The 16,354-nt window shown below is 46.0% G+C and carries 14 protein-coding genes and 1 tRNA gene; 6 read left to right on the top strand and 9 right to left on the bottom strand.

Translation table 11 applies throughout. The annotated features are described in order from the left end of the window. Nucleotides 1-79: 79 nt before the first annotated feature. Nucleotides 80-156, top strand: a tRNA-Arg gene (locus ACOSVP_RS15005). Between the two features lie 304 nt (nucleotides 157-460). On the opposite strand, the gene ACOSVP_RS15000 is transcribed toward ACOSVP_RS15005, so the two are convergent. After that, nucleotides 461-1,093 (bottom strand): NADPH-dependent F420 reductase, encoded by a 633-nt coding sequence (locus ACOSVP_RS15000; protein ID WP_487348303.1) that lies wholly within the window; start codon nucleotides 1,091-1,093, stop codon nucleotides 461-463. Nucleotides 1,094-1,216: 123 nt separating this feature from the next. Between ACOSVP_RS15000 and ACOSVP_RS14995 the strand changes: the two genes are divergently transcribed. After that, nucleotides 1,217-2,110 (top strand): LysR family transcriptional regulator, encoded by an 894-nt coding sequence (locus ACOSVP_RS14995; protein WP_487348302.1) that lies wholly within the window; start codon nucleotides 1,217-1,219, stop codon nucleotides 2,108-2,110. A gap of 84 nt (nucleotides 2,111-2,194) precedes the next feature. Here the strand turns inward: ACOSVP_RS14995 and ACOSVP_RS14990 are convergent, their stop codons facing one another. Together ACOSVP_RS14990 and ACOSVP_RS14985 are read right to left on the bottom strand one after the other, a co-directional pair. Continuing rightward, nucleotides 2,195-2,776, bottom strand: a complete 582-nt coding sequence (locus tag ACOSVP_RS14990; protein WP_487348301.1) for an NAD(P)H-dependent oxidoreductase — start codon at nucleotides 2,774-2,776, stop codon at nucleotides 2,195-2,197. A 37-nt stretch (nucleotides 2,777-2,813) separates the two neighbouring features. Further along, entirely contained in the window at nucleotides 2,814-3,989 is a 1,176-nt protein-coding gene (locus ACOSVP_RS14985; RefSeq protein WP_487348300.1) for an MFS transporter, read from the bottom strand. A gap of 87 nt (nucleotides 3,990-4,076) precedes the next feature. Here ACOSVP_RS14985 and ACOSVP_RS14980 point away from each other — a divergent pair, with 87 nt between their 5' ends. Further along, nucleotides 4,077-4,883 carry a helix-turn-helix domain-containing protein gene (locus ACOSVP_RS14980; RefSeq protein ID WP_487348299.1) on the top strand — a complete coding sequence of 269 codons (807 nt, stop codon included), beginning with the start codon at nucleotides 4,077-4,079 and terminating at the stop codon, nucleotides 4,881-4,883. A gap of 11 nt (nucleotides 4,884-4,894) precedes the next feature. Here ACOSVP_RS14980 and ACOSVP_RS14975 read toward each other — a convergent pair whose 3' ends face one another. From ACOSVP_RS14975 to ACOSVP_RS14965, 3 genes are read right to left on the bottom strand one after another with little or no spacing between them, the layout of a single operon-like run. Further along, a complete protein-coding gene (locus ACOSVP_RS14975; RefSeq protein WP_487348298.1) occupies nucleotides 4,895-5,329 on the bottom strand; it encodes a DoxX family protein in 435 nt (144 codons plus the stop codon). Nucleotides 5,330-5,367: 38 nt separating this feature from the next. Further along, the gene (locus tag ACOSVP_RS14970) at nucleotides 5,368-5,994 is read right to left on the bottom strand and encodes a TetR/AcrR family transcriptional regulator (RefSeq protein WP_487348297.1); all 627 of its coding nucleotides are present in this window, start codon (nucleotides 5,992-5,994) and stop codon (nucleotides 5,368-5,370) included. A 13-nt stretch (nucleotides 5,995-6,007) separates the two neighbouring features. After that, nucleotides 6,008-6,418, bottom strand: coding sequence for a DoxX family protein (locus ACOSVP_RS14965; protein ID WP_487348296.1), 411 nt, complete (start codon nucleotides 6,416-6,418; stop codon nucleotides 6,008-6,010). 377 nt (nucleotides 6,419-6,795) lie between these two features. Here ACOSVP_RS14965 and ACOSVP_RS14960 point away from each other — a divergent pair, with 377 nt between their 5' ends. Next, nucleotides 6,796-8,031, top strand: coding sequence for an OmpP1/FadL family transporter (locus ACOSVP_RS14960; RefSeq protein ID WP_487348295.1), 1,236 nt, complete (start codon nucleotides 6,796-6,798; stop codon nucleotides 8,029-8,031). Nucleotides 8,032-8,083: 52 nt separating this feature from the next. Here the strand turns inward: ACOSVP_RS14960 and ACOSVP_RS14955 are convergent, their stop codons facing one another. From ACOSVP_RS14955 to ACOSVP_RS14945, 3 genes are all read right to left on the bottom strand, one after another. Further along, entirely contained in the window at nucleotides 8,084-8,401 is a 318-nt protein-coding gene (locus tag ACOSVP_RS14955) for a c-type cytochrome (protein ID WP_487348294.1), read from the bottom strand. Between the two features lie 187 nt (nucleotides 8,402-8,588). Continuing rightward, nucleotides 8,589-9,611 carry an HD-GYP domain-containing protein gene (locus ACOSVP_RS14950; protein ID WP_487348293.1) on the bottom strand — a complete coding sequence of 341 codons (1,023 nt, stop codon included), beginning with the start codon at nucleotides 9,609-9,611 and terminating at the stop codon, nucleotides 8,589-8,591. Between the two features lie 10 nt (nucleotides 9,612-9,621). Beyond that, the gene (locus ACOSVP_RS14945; protein WP_487348292.1) at nucleotides 9,622-12,990 is read right to left on the bottom strand and encodes an MHYT domain-containing protein; all 3,369 of its coding nucleotides are present in this window, start codon (nucleotides 12,988-12,990) and stop codon (nucleotides 9,622-9,624) included. Between the two features lie 157 nt (nucleotides 12,991-13,147). Between ACOSVP_RS14945 and ACOSVP_RS14940 the strand changes: the two genes are divergently transcribed. Next, nucleotides 13,148-14,329, top strand: coding sequence for an AGE family epimerase/isomerase (locus tag ACOSVP_RS14940; protein WP_487348291.1), 1,182 nt, complete (start codon nucleotides 13,148-13,150; stop codon nucleotides 14,327-14,329). 100 nt (nucleotides 14,330-14,429) lie between these two features. Further along, a complete protein-coding gene (locus tag ACOSVP_RS14935; RefSeq protein WP_487348290.1) occupies nucleotides 14,430-16,130 on the top strand; it encodes a tannase/feruloyl esterase family alpha/beta hydrolase in 1,701 nt (566 codons plus the stop codon). The last annotated feature ends 224 nt before the right edge of the window (nucleotides 16,131-16,354 follow it).

The following is a 16,354-nucleotide window of genomic DNA, read 5'->3' as shown; positions in this document are numbered from 1 at the left end:
GTAATAAGTTTTAACGGTATAGTTACAATCCGCCTTGAGTGATGGCACACAACCCCTTATAATTCTCCGCCTACATTATGCGCCCGTAGCTCAGCTGGATAGAGCGTGCCCCTCCGGAGGGCAAGGTCGAAGGTTCAAATCCTTTCGGGCGCGCCATCTCCGTTGTTTCTAACCTATTGACTCCTTTTATTCACCAACATTTTATTCAGAGTATCTGAACTAAAGTACCTCAATATGGCCCTTTCTTCTTTGATGCAAATGTTTAGGTGTTAAATTGAGGCTGAATAACAGCTTGAAGGGTGAAATGAAGAACTGTTTGTTGGACCAAACAGCTGTTTCAAGAAGTGATATGCGCTCATTTTCTATTGCTATGAGTGAGAGGTAGTTAAGAACTACTAGACAACACAAATACTGCTGGATAAGTACAGTACTTGTGTTATCAAAGGAAGCTTTAACGTAATTACGCTTTACGAGCCCAAGTTGGAGCAATCGCTGTTCCCAAGCCTGCGCCGTAACCAAGATAAATGTTAAATCCTGCTAATGGCTCCAAGTAGCGAGCGTTTTTAAGCGCTCCTGCATCGATAGTTTCAAAGCCCATGCTAACAGCCAAATCAGCGGCTACCTGCTTAGCTTGAGAATCATCGCCCGCAATAAACACACTTACTTTGTCCCCATTGATAGAACGTGCGCCCTCGTTTAGAACTTGAGCGAATACTGTATTAAAGGCTTTTACAAGACGAACATTCGATACAGCCTTAGCGATTTCTTCTGCCGCTGACGTGTTATGGCCAATGGTTAGACCCATAAAGTCTGCTGTGAGTGGGTTGGTGATATCAATAACAATTTTGTTTTCAAGATCCCCAACCGAACGCAGCGCCGCCACGGCATCCTCATACCCTGTCGCCAGTACGATAACATCCGCATTAACAGCAGCCTGATCCGCTGCGACAGCCGTTGCCCCGGTGTTCTCAGCCGCAACCGCTTCAGCCTTATCAAGATTGCGAGCTGTAACACTAACTTGGTGGCCAGCAAGAGTAAGTTGTTTGACGAAACCTGCACCCATATTTCCGGCGCCAATAACTGTAACTTTCATAAGTATTCCCCTTCATATTAACAACATTAGGTTGATGTGCTTTCTATAAGAAGAGACTTTACATGGCTATATTATTGGGATAAACATGCTTTTCCTAAACACATTAATCCGATTTTTGGAACAATGAACAAGCTTTTACAAATGCAAGTTCTGGTGGAAGTTATCCACTCAGGAAGTTTCGTCAGCGCGGCCGAAGCGCTTGGAATATCTAAAGCTGCCGTATCAAGACACGTCGCGGAGCTAGAATCTAGACTCGGTGTAAGACTTTTACAACGAACAACTCGGACGCTTTCCATGACCGAGGAGGGACAAATTTTCTTCAATCGCTGCAAAGATATCCTGCAAGCAGTTACCGAAGCGGAAGATGAAATTACCGAGCAAACTCATTCGGCCAGTGGACTACTTCGTATAAGTGCTCCCGTGACATTCGGTGTTCGCAACCTTGCTCCACTTTGGGGGCATTTTCGACGGCTTCATCCTAAAGTAGCCCTAGATATAACGTTAGCAGACCGATATGTTGACCTTATTGAAGAAGGTTACGATGTCGCCATTCGCATCGGACAATTAGCGAATTCTTCACTCGTTTGCAGAAAGCTAGCAACCACAAGAATGGTTCTGTGTGCCGCACCAGACTACCTACGAAAACGAGGAATGCCCAATCACCCTTCTGAACTTTTAGAGCATGAAATTCTTGCCTATAGCTACTGGTTCAAAGGAGACGAATGGAACTTCGAAGGGCCGACTGGGCCTGTTAGCGTTCGAACTCGCCCCAGCTTAACGTCTAACAGTGGCGATACCTGTCGGGCTGCGGCATTGGACAATCAGGGGATTATTTTTCAGCCGGCCTTTATGGTCGACACCGATTTGGCTGAGGGAACATTGATTGAGTTGATGCCTGATTATAAGGCCATTGAATTAGGCATATACGCTGTTTACCCTTCCCGAAAACACATTTCGGCTAAGGTCAGAGCGCTTATTGATTTTTTGATTGAAAGCTTTCAGAACGAAGCGAACTAACTGAAAGTCATATTAAAAATCCTAGATAGATACTCCATTTTCTAGCTCTAGGATTTTTAATATGGAATGGTAATACACCAGATATTACTTAACGTACTCATCCAAATGTTGTAGGAAGCGTTCGACATCTTTGTCGATCTGTGGATTCTTCTCTACATCATTGGCAATAAAGGTTGGTAGTCCTTCTAGCCCTAAGAATTCGTTTGCCTTGTGCAGATGAAGATAAACACCCTCAACGCCCACACCACCGAAGAACTGCTCTGGGTCATCAAATGCTTCAGCAGGCGCGTTCCATGTGACAGATAGCATGTATTTTTTGCCCTGAAGCAAACCGCCGCTGCCGTATTTTTTCGAAGCATCACTGCGCGAGCGACCATCGCTGGCATACAACACGCTATGACCCGCAGTGTAGACTTCATCAATGTAGCGTTTAACCGTCCAAGGCTCTCCCATCCACCAACCTGGCATTTGGAAGATGACTAAATCGCTATTCGCAATTTTCTGTACTTCTTCCTTTACATCGTAGCCACTGTCAACAACCGTCATTGAGACATTATGACCTTGGGTCGCCAAATGATCATACGCAAGATAAGCAAATTTATTGTTAAGCTCGCCTTTAGAGATTAGGAACTCTTTCGCTCCATTAATGATTAAGATATTACTCATTAAAATTACCTATTAATTTAAACATATTTTGTTCAAGCTATTCGCTTGGACTCGCATACCAGCCTAAAACGGTCCATACCACACATAGGCCAGTAAGGAAGTACAAAGGTGTTTGCCAATCACCAACCAAATCAAATAATGCGCCAACTAGCACTGGGCCTGCGGAAGCCAGTAAGTAACCCGTCAATTGCGCCATGCCTGACAAAGCCGCGGCTTCTTTAAGGCTCCCAGTACGTAAGCTGATAAACGAAAGACCAACGATAAAGCCTAACGTGTTACCAAAACCGAAACAGAATGACCAAACCAGTGACCATGCAGGCACAAACGTAAAGCCAAGCAAAGCCACCAAAGTTGAAAGCACCGAAAGAACACTCAACTGACGTTTCGTCGTGAAGACACGTTGTAGGAAAGGCAGAATTAACGCTGGGATAACCCCTGCAATCTGAATGTAACTCTGATATAGACCCGCTGTGACAGGACTAAAGTCTTTCGCCATGAGAATGGTTGGAATCCATGCGTTCAAGGCATAATTAATCACTGAGTTTAGCGCGAGGAACATCGCCAATAGCCAAGCAACAGGGGAGCGCCATATTGGTGTTGATGCCTGCTGCTGTGGTGCGTCGGTTTTCTGTTTGGGCAAGAAAAACCAAATGATAATAGGTAGTAAAATAAACAACGCTTGGCTCGCTAATGCGACACTCCAGCTTGGTAATTGATCGTGAAACCATTGTTCAGAAAATAAAGCCACTGGAATCGCGCTGCCAGTCATCAAGGCGCCACCCAAGTTCATCATCAAAACGTATATCGCCGTCAAAACAAAGATGTGCTCTTTGAAATCACGCTTTAACACGATAGGCAATAAGACATTGCTGATAGCAATCCCTGCCCCAATAAGGATTACACCACCGTAAAGACTGCTCAAAAAGCCAGCTGAACGCAGCCCTATGCCGAACAAAATTAACAGCGCACTTAGCAGCAGTGTTTTCTCAATGCCCTGCTTATGACTCAGCCACGATGCTACGGGTGCAAAGATGGCAAAACATAGCAACGGCAATGAAGTGAGTAATCCCAAGGCTGCGTTGGGTAAAGATAAGTCGACCTGAAGCTGGTCTAAAACCGGTGCGATACCGACAACAGGACCACGCAAACTTAAGGAGAGTAAAAAGATAAACGCAAGTAAAACGAGCGACGTAGGTGAGAATTGACGAAACATATTAGAAAGCTTGTTTAGTTGAACAATTTGACAGGTCGCTAGTATATAAACTAACTTTCTGGCTGAATTTCTAATATTAGACAGATAATGACTAAAACTGGCCAAACTAATCAATCTATGCTCGACAGCATTGGCGTTGCAGATCAAATGCAGCAGCCGATGGTTTTACAGCGCTGGCTTGACCTTCCTAATGAAGAAACGGTTCCGATGCATCAGCACAAAAAGGGCCAGTTGATTGTCCCTTTGTGTGGTAGCGTCACGACGTTTGCAGAGAATGGTATATGGTCAGTACCGCCACTGTGTGCTGTATGGATCCCTGGCAGCGTTCCACACAGTAATACGGTCGCCGCGCATACCGATGTGTGTATGGTCTTTATTGATGTTGAACAAACAGAGCTACCGTCCCATGTCTGTACTATTTCCATCTCCCCTCTTATTCGGGAGCTTGTGCTACATATCGCGCAACAGCCGGTTGACTATGAGCTAGACAGCCCAACTTATCGAGAAGTGCAGGTACTACTTAATCTGCTTAATCAGGCTCCGACTGAAGCCTTTGATTTCCCTATCCCAGATGAGCCGCGTTTAAAAGCCCTCGCCACCATGTTGCTACAGAATCCGCAGGATCGTTTTACCTTAAAGGAGTGGGCACATACTTTGGCGATGAGTGAAAGGTCGCTGTCTAGACTTGTGAAACAGCATACAAAACTGTCTTTTGGACAGTGGCGAGCGCAGTTAAAAATCGTGATTACTCTGCAAAAGCTGGCGAACAACGAGTCGATTCAAAGTATTTCTGAATCTTTAGGCTATGAATCCATCAGTGCTTTCATTACGTTTTTTAAACAGCAATTTGGATGCTCCCCAAGGCAGTATCGACAACAACGTTGGGGAGACTAAACCGAAAATTCCTAACTCAAAGCGGATTGGCGAAGCTGCGCATAACGTTTGTGAAGCTCGCTCGCAATGCTCACGGCAATCAAACCACCAATCACCGCAATATGCTCAAGAGCAACATATAGCGACATCATCATTTGCTCTTCAGGCATTGCCCAAAAATGATGAACAATCACAATCGTCAACATTAGAAAAACAGCAAGAGCACCGGATCCTAGCCAAACGACACGATCTAGCAACAATAATAACGAACCACCTAGCAACGTAATAATAGTCGCGACATTAAATAGCCATGCGGGTGATAGCCCTGCACCTCGCATTTCAGCCATCCCTCCCTCAAAATCAATCAGCTTCGCTAAGCCAGATGATACAAATACAATCGCCAACAGTACCCGAGCGACTAACCAAAGCCATCGGCTTACCAATAATGATTCCACCACATTACCCATTTAACATTTCTCCCAAAGAACGCTTTCATTCATGACCGTTAGGCAGCCTGATAGACCTTCATAAAGATCTCCACACCGTTTTTTACCCGCTTATTGATTTCATCGCCCAACAGCGGTGACTTAACGCCTAACTTGATTTCTAAATGGACAAAGCCAAGCCAAAGACCCGTTAATACATCGGCGGCATCGACAGGATCGAGCTCTACTAGCTGCCCTTGATCTGCTGCTGTCGCAATCATGTGTGTGAGCAGACGTTGACCACGTCCTGGCCCTAGGTCAAAAAACTCCCTTGGTAGCTCGTTTTCATCCTCTTCAAGGGACGAAATCAAACGATCCCATCCCAGCAAATCCCTACTATTGATAAAGGTTAGGAACTGAATACCGAACTCAAACAACGCCTCTTGAATCTTTAGGCCACTGAACTTAACCAACTGTTCATCTGTTACAGTCAGATCAGACTCGCGACGAATCACGGCTTTAATAAGGCTGTTTTTATCCGAAAACTTGGCATACAAAGTCACTTTGGCCACCCCAGCAGCAGCGGCGATTTCATCCAATGTGACGTCCGGTCCACGAGTCAGAAATAAAGTACGTGCTGCGTTTAAGATGCTGATTTCTTTAGTGCGATCCTTGGGTCTACCACGAGAGCGTTTTTCATTTGTCATATGAACCTCAAATTTATGAATTCAACGGTAGAAAAGACAAGATCGCCGCAAGCATCAGCCCACCAACGACCGTGATGTGTTCAAGTGCAATATGAAATTCTTCATCTTTTTTAGCGCCATCAAACTTCCAAAAAGGATGTCCTATAGGAATGGTTAAAAGTAGGAATACTGCTAAGCCACCCGCTCCCAACCAGCCAAGACCATAAGGGTTAACAATAACGATTGCAGAGCCAATCAGCTGGGTAGCAATCGTTGCAACAGCAAAGACTTTAGGGCTCGGTAAGTTGGCATCGATCATCTCTTGGACAATCACTTTAAAATTAAACAAACCGAACACACCCGCCATCCAAAAGACACAAGTTAAAATAATCTTGGCGATTAGGAGCGCTATAGGGTGAGTAAGAAAGGATTCAATTAGATACATAAGTAGTCACACTCAATTTACTAAACCTTCGAGTATGCTAATTACGCAATACCCAAACGTCAATATGATCGAGCAAATTTATCAAACTTATTAGTACATTAATTAATGCGTTGTGCTATTTACCTGATCAATGATCATTCATAGGTCGCTTGTGCTTTGCATCGAGGCTAGTTATCAACCAACAAAAACGTTCAATCGCAAGATGAACCGCCCCAGATCAGACAACATTCTTGCTAACTTTCTATTCTCAATAGGTGACCAAATACAGAGCTTAAAGCCTGCAATATAACCAAATACCCATTATTTCCTTATCTCTTATATCTATAAATGCTAATATTGCACCATCTAATTATCATTTTACGAATATAGAGATTTTCATGAACATCACGTCTCGTACGCCTGTCGTACTCGCATTGGTGAGCTTGCCTATAGCGGCTCACGCTACGAATGGTTACTTTATTCACGGTACTAGTATTCAGGCCCAAGGCATGGCGGGCGTGAGCACGGCATTGGCCCATGACAGTGTTCAAGGCGCCACTAACCCAGCGTCACTGATTGCTGTTGGCAATCAAATGGAGCTGGGGTTGAGCTGGTTTAAGCCTGAGCGCGGCGCCAGCATTGAAGGAAACGGCTATGGTATGGACGGCCAATACGATGGTAACCAAGATGGTTCATTTTGGATCCCTCAAGCGGGCTTCTCACGCCTTTACTCACCGAAAGTCGCTTACGGTGTAGCCGTGTATGCCAATGGCGGTATGAACACTTCTTACAGCAATAACCCATTTGCCAATATGGGTGGCTCAGGTACCGCAGGAGTCGACTTAAGCCAGCTGTTTATCACCAGCTCAATGGCCTACCAAGCTACGCCGGATCATAGCTTTGGTATCGGTATCACTTACCTATACCAATACTTTAAAGCACAAGGCATCCAAAACTTCGCGCAAATGAGCCAAAGTCCTGATGCGGTCAGCAATAATGACGTCGACAGCAGTACCGGCTGGGGGGTGCGTTTAGGATGGCAGGGGAAGGTCTCTGACAGCGTGACCTTAGGTGCCACTTGGGCTTCTAAAATCAACACAGATAGCTTTGATAAGTACCGTGGCCTATTTGCTGAACAAGGTGGCTTTGATGTACCCGAAAGCTACAGCTTAGGCTTTGCTTGGCAAATGAATCCAACGTGGACCTTGGCGGGAGATTGGGAACACATCGACTACAGCGACGTTGCTTCCATCAATAACCCACTGGGCATGTCACTAGGCGGCAGTCATGGTGCGGGCTTTGGCTGGCAAGATATGGACGTGTACAAAATTGGCGTGATCTTTAAAGCATCGCCAGAAGTCACGCTACGCGCAGGCTATAGCCATGCGGATCAACCCATCCCTGCAAGCCAGACCTTCTTTAACGTATTAGCTCCTGGTGTCATCGAAGACCATGTGAGCATTGGTGGCACTTGGCAAATCAGTAAAGCACACAGCCTCACTGCGTCTTATACTCATGCCTTGGAAAATACCGTTTACGGTAATCAGTCTATTCCACAAGCCTTTGGTGGCGGTGAAGCCAACTTAACCATGGATCAGGATATTGTTGGTGTAGCTTGGGGATATAACTTCTAGGCGGTGAACGTTTACCTTCAATAAAGCAAGTCAGGCTTGCTTTATTGAAGTGCTATTGCGTGCCTAACTTATGCTTTAGATAAGATGCAATCGCATAGGCTTGTGCCGGCGAAAGCTGTGAAAACGTTGGCATATTTGCCTTGTCTTGATGACCGATGCGAATCAATCCGGCTACTTCCTGCACACTAAAGTGCGTATCCCGATTACGAGGAATACCCGCTAGGAATTGACCGCCTCCGTTGTCCTTGTGGCAACTAGAGCAATACATGGAATACAGCTCTTTACCATCTTGCACGTCCGTTGTGGCTTGGTTTCTATCTGAGCAGCCTATTAACGAGGCTAGCATCAGAGTCAAAAAAACTTTGCCCATGACACAACCTTTTTATTAACCACATCTAATATATTATTTCGTTTAGGTTCAAAGACGTACGGTGATTGTGTATGGGGATGTAAAGAAATGCAGTGAAAGTGTTGTGCTTGGTAACTCAGCATTAGCCAAGCACATGAGAGAAATCTCTATTCTTTTAAGGCTATCGTGTATGACCTATCGAAACGTGTTATTCCGCGTTTGGTTTTTTATAGAGAATTTGCTCGGCAAACTGATTTTTAATGGCGATGATCTTAGGCAGCTCTTGTATAAACAACTCGACCAAGTTTGGGTCGAAGTGTTTACCTGACTCTTCTTTCAATAACTGTATGGCTTCTTCTACAGACCAAGCCGCTTTATACGGGCGTTCACTGGTCAAAGCATCAAACACATCCGCCACCGCGGCAATGCGGCCTTCTAGCGGAATCTCTTCACCTTTTAAGCCTTTTGGATAACCACTGCCATCCCACTTTTCGTGGTGCGTGATAGCGATCGAATGCGCCAGAGCCACCAGCTGAGAACGAGGGTTTGACAGAATATCGGCGCCAATTTGCGTATGTGACTTCATTTGTTTGAACTCACTGTCATCCAGTCGCCCCGGCTTCAGCAAAATGCTATCAGGGATGGCAATTTTGCCTAGGTCGTGCATTTGCGCCGCCAGTAACAACTCATTTGCCGTATCCTCATCAATGCCAGCAGCAACCGCTAACACGTAAGCATAACTGCTCATGCGCTGCACATGCATGCCGGTCTCGTTGTCTTTATACTCGGCTGCACGGCCCAAACGCTGAATCAAATCCACCTGCGTGTCTTTTAATACGTCCGCTTGCACCAATGATAAGTGAGTCTTTACACGCGCCCGAACAATGGCCGGCACGATAGGCTTGGTGATGTAGTCGACCGCTCCAAGATTAAAGCCGGTCTCTTCATCAATGGTGTCTTTCAAGGCGGTGACGAAGATCACAGGAATACGTGCCGTTTGCGGGTTAGCTTTCACTTTCTCGCAGACCTCAAAGCCGGTCATATCCGGCATCATGATATCCAGCAAAATGAGATGAATGTCTTCTTTCTCAAGAAGCTCTAACGCGTCTACACCAGAACGGGCAAAGGACAAACGATAGTTGTCCTGTAGTACCTGACGCAGCACTTTTAAGTTAGCGGGTTCATCGTCCACAATCAGGATTCGAGGAAGCGCTTTATTAAGTAATGACATGTTTCTTCCTTTACTGACAAAGACTGGCACGTGCTTGATGAATCAGTTCAACCGCTTCTTTGAACTCAAAGTCATCAATCGCTTGGACCGCCTGATACACTATCGAGGAAATATCTTCAGTAGCACCACGGATGATCGATTGCGAAAGCTCGTCATCAAGCTCACCAGATTCGGTAATGTGTAACCACTCTGTCAGTAATTCAATTAAGGTTTGATCACTCAACTTACCCTGTTCTGACGGTTCATCTGAAACGGGGTCTAAACTGGATTCTAGTGTCTGGATATCACCGGCTAACGCAGACCATACGTCTTCAATATTGGTTAAAGCCGTCTTTGCATCACTTATACGATGATGGTCGCTGGCTTTTTCTAGGGTGGCAAAATGTTGATATAAGGACAGCAACGCAAGGTTGCCAGTTAAGCCTTTCAAAGCATGAGCACGCTCGCCCAGTAATGCCCATTCTTGTTGTTCGAGGTAGCTTTCCAGCGTACTGACTAACGCTTGATGCTTGTTATAAAACTTCACCAATTCCGATACATACACCGCATAATCGCCCCACAGCTCAAGCCCTCGATTCACATGCACAACCGACAACTTTTGCGCAGGAGAGGAACTGTTGCTCATGACAGACGCTAAGGTTTCCGCTTCAATATCCAGCACGCGAGCCATTTCTTGTGTCAGCGCGGGTAGGTCGACTGGCTTATTCGCAAAACCGCTCATCCCAGCATCTTGCGCTTGAAGTCGATCTTCTAGTAACACGCTTGCGGTTAGGGCAATCACTGGGGTCGCCGGTAAACCAGCAGACTGTTCATATTCGCGAATCGCTTGGCAAGCACCTAACCCATCGAGCCTTGGCATTTGAATATCCATCAACACCACGTCCGGCTGAAGGGTTTTAAATTGTTCCACCGCTTCAATACCATCGCTGGCGACAAAGACACTGTGGCCCTGTTTGCCTAACATAATTTTCAGTAGGGTTAGGTTCTCTTCAATATCGTCTGCCACCAGAATACGAAGTGGCGGCAGCTGTAAAATCTGTTGCGTATTAACCACCAATTCCGCATCCGATTCTGGCAGTGGAATATCAAAGTAGAAACAGCTGCCTTGACCCAATTGGCTTTCAAGGTGAATCTCCCCGCCCATTAGCTCAACTAGCTGTTTTGAAATAGTGGTACCAAGCCCAGTACCGCCAAAACGGCGGCTCATGGAAGCATCCGCCTGAGTAAAGGCCTCAAAAATACTGTTGATACGATCTTGGGAAATACCAATCCCCGTATCACGCACTGTGAAGCGTACCCAATTTGGACGATCAGTTAGGGGCTCTACGGTGAGTGAAACAGAGCCTTGCTCAGTAAATTTGATGCCATTGCCAACTAGGTTCATTAGGATTTGTCGAATTCGCTCTTCAGCCCCATTGACCACTTTAGGCAGCTCTGGGCTGATTTCAAATTCAAGCGCCAGATGCTTATTTTTAGCCTGTAGCCATAAAGTCGAAATGACCGTATCCACACAACTGTTAAGGCGGAAGGGTTTAAGTTCCAATTCCAGCTTGTGTTTATCCAGCTTAGCGCTATCGAGAATATCATTCAGCAAATGAAGCAATGATTGTGCCGACTGACTAATGGTCTGTAGATGTCGACGCGTTTCAGCAGGTAACGATGAGTCCAATAAAATGCTACTAAAGCCAATAATGGCATTCATTGGCGTGCGGATTTCATGGCTCATGTTAGCCAAAAATGATGCCTTCGCTTCGGCAGCATACTCGGCTTTCGATTTGGCTTCTCGTAGCTCATCTTCCATGGTTTTACGTGCGGTAATATCGAGCATGACACCATCCAACCACTTAGCAGTACCCGCTTCGTCATAGACAATGGTACCGCTTTCTAGCACCCAAATGGTTTGGCCATCTTTGTGAGCAACACGATATTCCAGCTCGTATTTATCCTGCTTACCAACCGCTTCTTCAAAAAACTTAGTCACGTCTTGGAGGTCGTCAGGATGCAGCCAAGATCCAAAGCTACGACGACCGTCAAGATACTCTTCGGCTTTGTATCCATTAAGCTTTTCAATCGCTTCTGATAGAAACAAAGGTGTCCAGCTCTCATCTAGCAGACAGCGAAATGACACACCAGGGATATTACGAATCAGTGAACTTAGACGCTCTTCACTTTTAAAGATACGCTCTTCCATTGCTTTACGCTGTGAAATATCCGAAGCGAAACCAACGTACAACAAATCACCATTTGGTAAATTGATACGCCCTACACCTAGCTCAATAGGAAAGAATTGACCGGATTGGTGACGCGCCATCAGTTCGCGGTTCACACCAACAACGTTGTACTGAGGCTTGTCAAAGTATTCCACTAAAAAGCCATCATAGTGTTCGTCATCTTGGTCAGGGAATAACAGCGCGACCGACTGACCGGTAATCTCACTCTCCTGCCAACCGAAGATCTCTTGCGCGGCGGTATTAAACTCTTCGATGATCCCTTGCGCATTAACTGTGAAAACGGCATCGGTCGCAGTCTGTAGAACCGCCTGAGTACGCGCCTCACTGGCGGTTTTCTCCATCAACAGCTGGCGATAGCGCAGCTGCGAGCTGACATTCACTGCCAGAATAAAAATCAGAAAGGAAAAAATAGAGACCGAGTAGCCCAGCATGAAATGGTTGGAATGTGATAATGCCAGCACTTCACTAGTAGGAGCCTCTTTAATAAAGTAAGCCGCCGACATACCGGTGTAATGCATCCCCGAGATAGCCAACCCCATAATGCTGGCGATGATCAACTTAATACGAATGGTAGGCATATTGGGGAAGGATAACTTCATCGCACGTCGTGCAAGTAAAGCCACACATGCCAATGCCACAGCGACAACTATTGATAGTAGGAAAAGATAAGGGTTGTACTTCAGGGTAAGCTGCATCTCCATCGCCGCCATGCCTAAGTAATGCATCATACCAATACCCGCCCCCACAATGACGCCATTTTTAAGCGTCAGAGTTAGTGATAGCGTGTCTTTTTCATGCACATAAATAAGCGAGCGTAAGACGATAAAACTGGCAATAAAGGCAGGCACCAATGAAAGAACGGTTAGGCCGACGTGGTAGCTATGTTTATAGGGCATGTCAAATGCCAGCATGCCAACAAAATGCATGCTCCAAATACCACCCGCTAAAATGCTCGCACCGGTAATAGTGGCAATATGTCGATACTTTTCAATAACAATATGGCGTGCCGTTTCAGCAAGACGCAGCGCAAAAAAGGAAGCACAGGAAGCGACTAAAATAGACAAGAGTACCAAAAGCGGATCATACTGACCGACAACAAGACGTGATGGATCGACATCCGTAACAAAAAATGTATCTAGCCAGTTCATAGTTCAGCTCTGCAAAGTATTAACATCATGTGCCACATTCCATTCGGCACAGCACCACGCTACTTTATCAGTCTCATGCATATATGACAGCGAATATGAGTAATTATCTGTTATTCCTCAATGTGCATATTATGTTGACCAAGCTAAAGGATTTTCTATGGCAAGCAAGTTCCAACAAGCCGACTTTCTCAAGCAACATACCCTCGATATTCTGAGCTTTTATGAGCCTATTGCTTTCGACCAACAGGGCGGTTTTTTTCAAAACTTTTTAGACAATGGCACAGTGTTCGATGCCAACACTCGTCACCTTGTGTCTTCAACTCGCTTTATCTTTAACTATGCAGAAGCCTATCGCCGTGGCTATGGTGAACATTATGCAGAGTGGGTTCGACATGGTTTGCAACACTTAGAAAGCCAGCATTACTTAGCTGAAACCGATCACTACGCATGGATGCTGGGTGACTCGGTAGATAAAACCGCCATGGCCTACGGACAAGCCTTTGTTGTGCTTGCCTATGCTCATGCCCACCTAGCAGGAATTTGTGACGCCAAGCAGAAACTGATTGATCGTTTTAATTGGTTAGATAAATACTTCTACCAAGCTGACTTTCACGCATATGCCGATGAGCGTTCCGATGATTTGGAAACACTTGATCCTTATCGCGGCCAAAATGCCAATATGCATCTATGCGAAGCCTTTATTGCAGCCTATCGAGCTACCGAGGATGAACGCTTTCTGAAACGAGCAAAAGAGCTAGCCAACCGTTTTGCAGGCGAGCTTTGCGATCTCGCTGGTGGAATGATTTGGGAGCATTACGATGAAAACTGGCAGCCGGATTGGCACTACAATATTGATAAGCCTGATGATCTCTTCAAGCCATGGGGCTTTCAACCTGGCCACCAGGTAGAGTGGACTAAGTTACTGCTTCAACTGCATCAGCTCAGCCCCGAATCTTGGTATGTAGAGCGGGCTAAATCATTATTCGATCAAGCGGTTGCCAATGGCTGGGATAAAACGTTTGCTGGTTTGGTTTATGGATTTGCCCCTAAAACGGGAGAATTTGCCGACGCCCAAAAATACTTTTGGGTACAAGCCGAAGCGATCGCGGCCGCTTATCGTTTGTTTAAAGTCACTGGTGACGATCAATACTTGGTCTGGTACGACAAACTTTGGCAATACAGCTGGGATCATTTAATTGATCATCAACACGGAGCTTGGTATCGCATCGTTGCTCGCGACGGCAGCAAAATTACTAATCAGAAATCGCCTATGGGCAAGGTGGATTACCATACCTTGGGCGCCTGCTGGGATGTACTGGATACAATGCATCAGCCCTAGTGCAAAGCACACAGGATAAGCCTAGTGAAAAAGTGACTGGGCTTACCTTTCTCAACACGTTATCTTTGATCTGCGAATAATAAATACAAAGGACGTTATCATGAGAAAATCTCTGTTGGCTTTGGCGATTTCAGCCACGGCTTTACAAGGCTGTAGCACTTTATCTCAGCCTAGCTACCCACAACTTTCTCCAGCGCAATCTTCCTCTCTAGCAAGCCAATGTGAAGCGCTTTCTGAGTCTCTCTCTTATGATCACTTAACGGTTCAGTCTGTCAGTACCGTCCAATCCGGTGAACTCACGCTTGCAGGGCAAGACATCGCTGAACACTGCTTGGTTAAAGGCGAAATGTACCCTCGAACCTCAAAAGTTAATGGCAAACGTTACGCCATTGGCTTTGAAATGCGTCTGCCAAAAGAGTGGAATGGCCGCTTTCTCTATCAAGCGAATGGCGGTTTAGATGGCAGCGTGAAAACGGCCTTAGGCACAGCAGGCGGCGGTCCAACAACCAGTGCGCTAAGCCAAGGCTTTGCGGTCATTAGCTCAGATGCGGGTCATGATAAGCCACTCCCCACCTTTGGCTACGACCCTCAAGCGCGCTTAGATTATGGCTATCAGGCCGTGGCTAAACTGACACCTATGGCCAAATCTGTTATCCAGCAAGTTTACGGAAAAGCGCCTGATCGTAGCTACTTCGCGGGCTGCTCCAACGGTGGTCGACACGCCATGGTCGCAGCGGCACGCTATGGCGACCAATACGATGGTATCTTAGTCGGTGCACCCGGCTACCGTTTGCCCCTTGCTGCGGCAGCCAGTATTGCAGGGGCACAAACCTATGCCAGTGTTCCGGATACAGATCAGAACAACCTAGAAAGTGCCTTTACCAAACAAGAACGTCTGATGGTAAGCCATAAGATTCTAGAAAAGTGCGATGCGTTGGATGGCCTTAAAGATGGCTTAGTACAAGACTACCGCGCTTGCCAGACGGTTTTCAGTTTGCAAAAAGACATTCCAACTTGTGAAAATGGGCGAGATGGAAGCTGCTTGACCACGGCTCAAAAGACTGCGGTTAGTGACATTTACTCAGGTGTCACGACCAGCGATGGTGAGGTATTTTACTCATCCTTCCCATACGATGCGGGTATTGCCAGCGAGGACCATATGATGTGGGAATATAAGGCTCCATTACAACGGGACTCAGGTGCAGTAGCGATGATTTTCCAATCCCCCCCGGTGACATTGAAAGATCTCAACATTCGCAATTTTGATGGCGCAAAATTTGTCTGGGAATCTGATATTGATAAATTAGTTGCTAAAGTACACGCATCAACTGAGATATATTCCGAATCGGGCATGGACTTTATGAAACCCCCTTCCCCAGCATCCTTGGATACCCTACGTGACCGTGGCGGGAAAATCATGGTCTACCATGGTGTCTCTGATGGCATCTTCTCCATTGATGACACTCAAGCTTGGTACGATCAACTTAATGATAATAACCAAGGCCATGCTGATCAATTTGCTCAGTTCTACACCGTTCCAGGGATGGGACACTGTCGCGGCGGCTCCGCCACTGACCAATTTGATATGCTAACTCCTCTGGTTAATTGGGTAGAGCAAGGTCAAAAGCCAGAACAGGTGATTGCCTCAGTACGAGGTAAAAATAATCTAGGTGGTACAAACGAAGAGCTCCCAGAGAGTTTTCCTAACAACTTAGAACGGCCTCTATGTCCTTATCCAACAGTAGCTAAATACAACGGTCAAGGTAATACCAATTCAGCGGCGAGTTTTAGTTGCCAGTAGTTTAACTTTCAACAACCTCCCCTTCTTGTTAAGGAGAGGTTCTGATTGCTTTCAGGAGACAACTCGCACGACCCGATTCCATCGGGGATCAAGGTTACATTTCAGGGGTCAGATCCCTGTACGTACATCAGCTTCCCAGCACTGCCATCTGTTAAGGGATCTGACCCCTTTGCTAAGCTGGTAAGCTTTTTTGACAGACGTAAAAAAGCCCTGACAGCAATGCT

The sequence above is a fragment of the Marinomonas sp. HM11-D genome, assembly GCF_057626615.1.
This window is presented reverse-complemented; position numbering and strand designations above follow the sequence as displayed.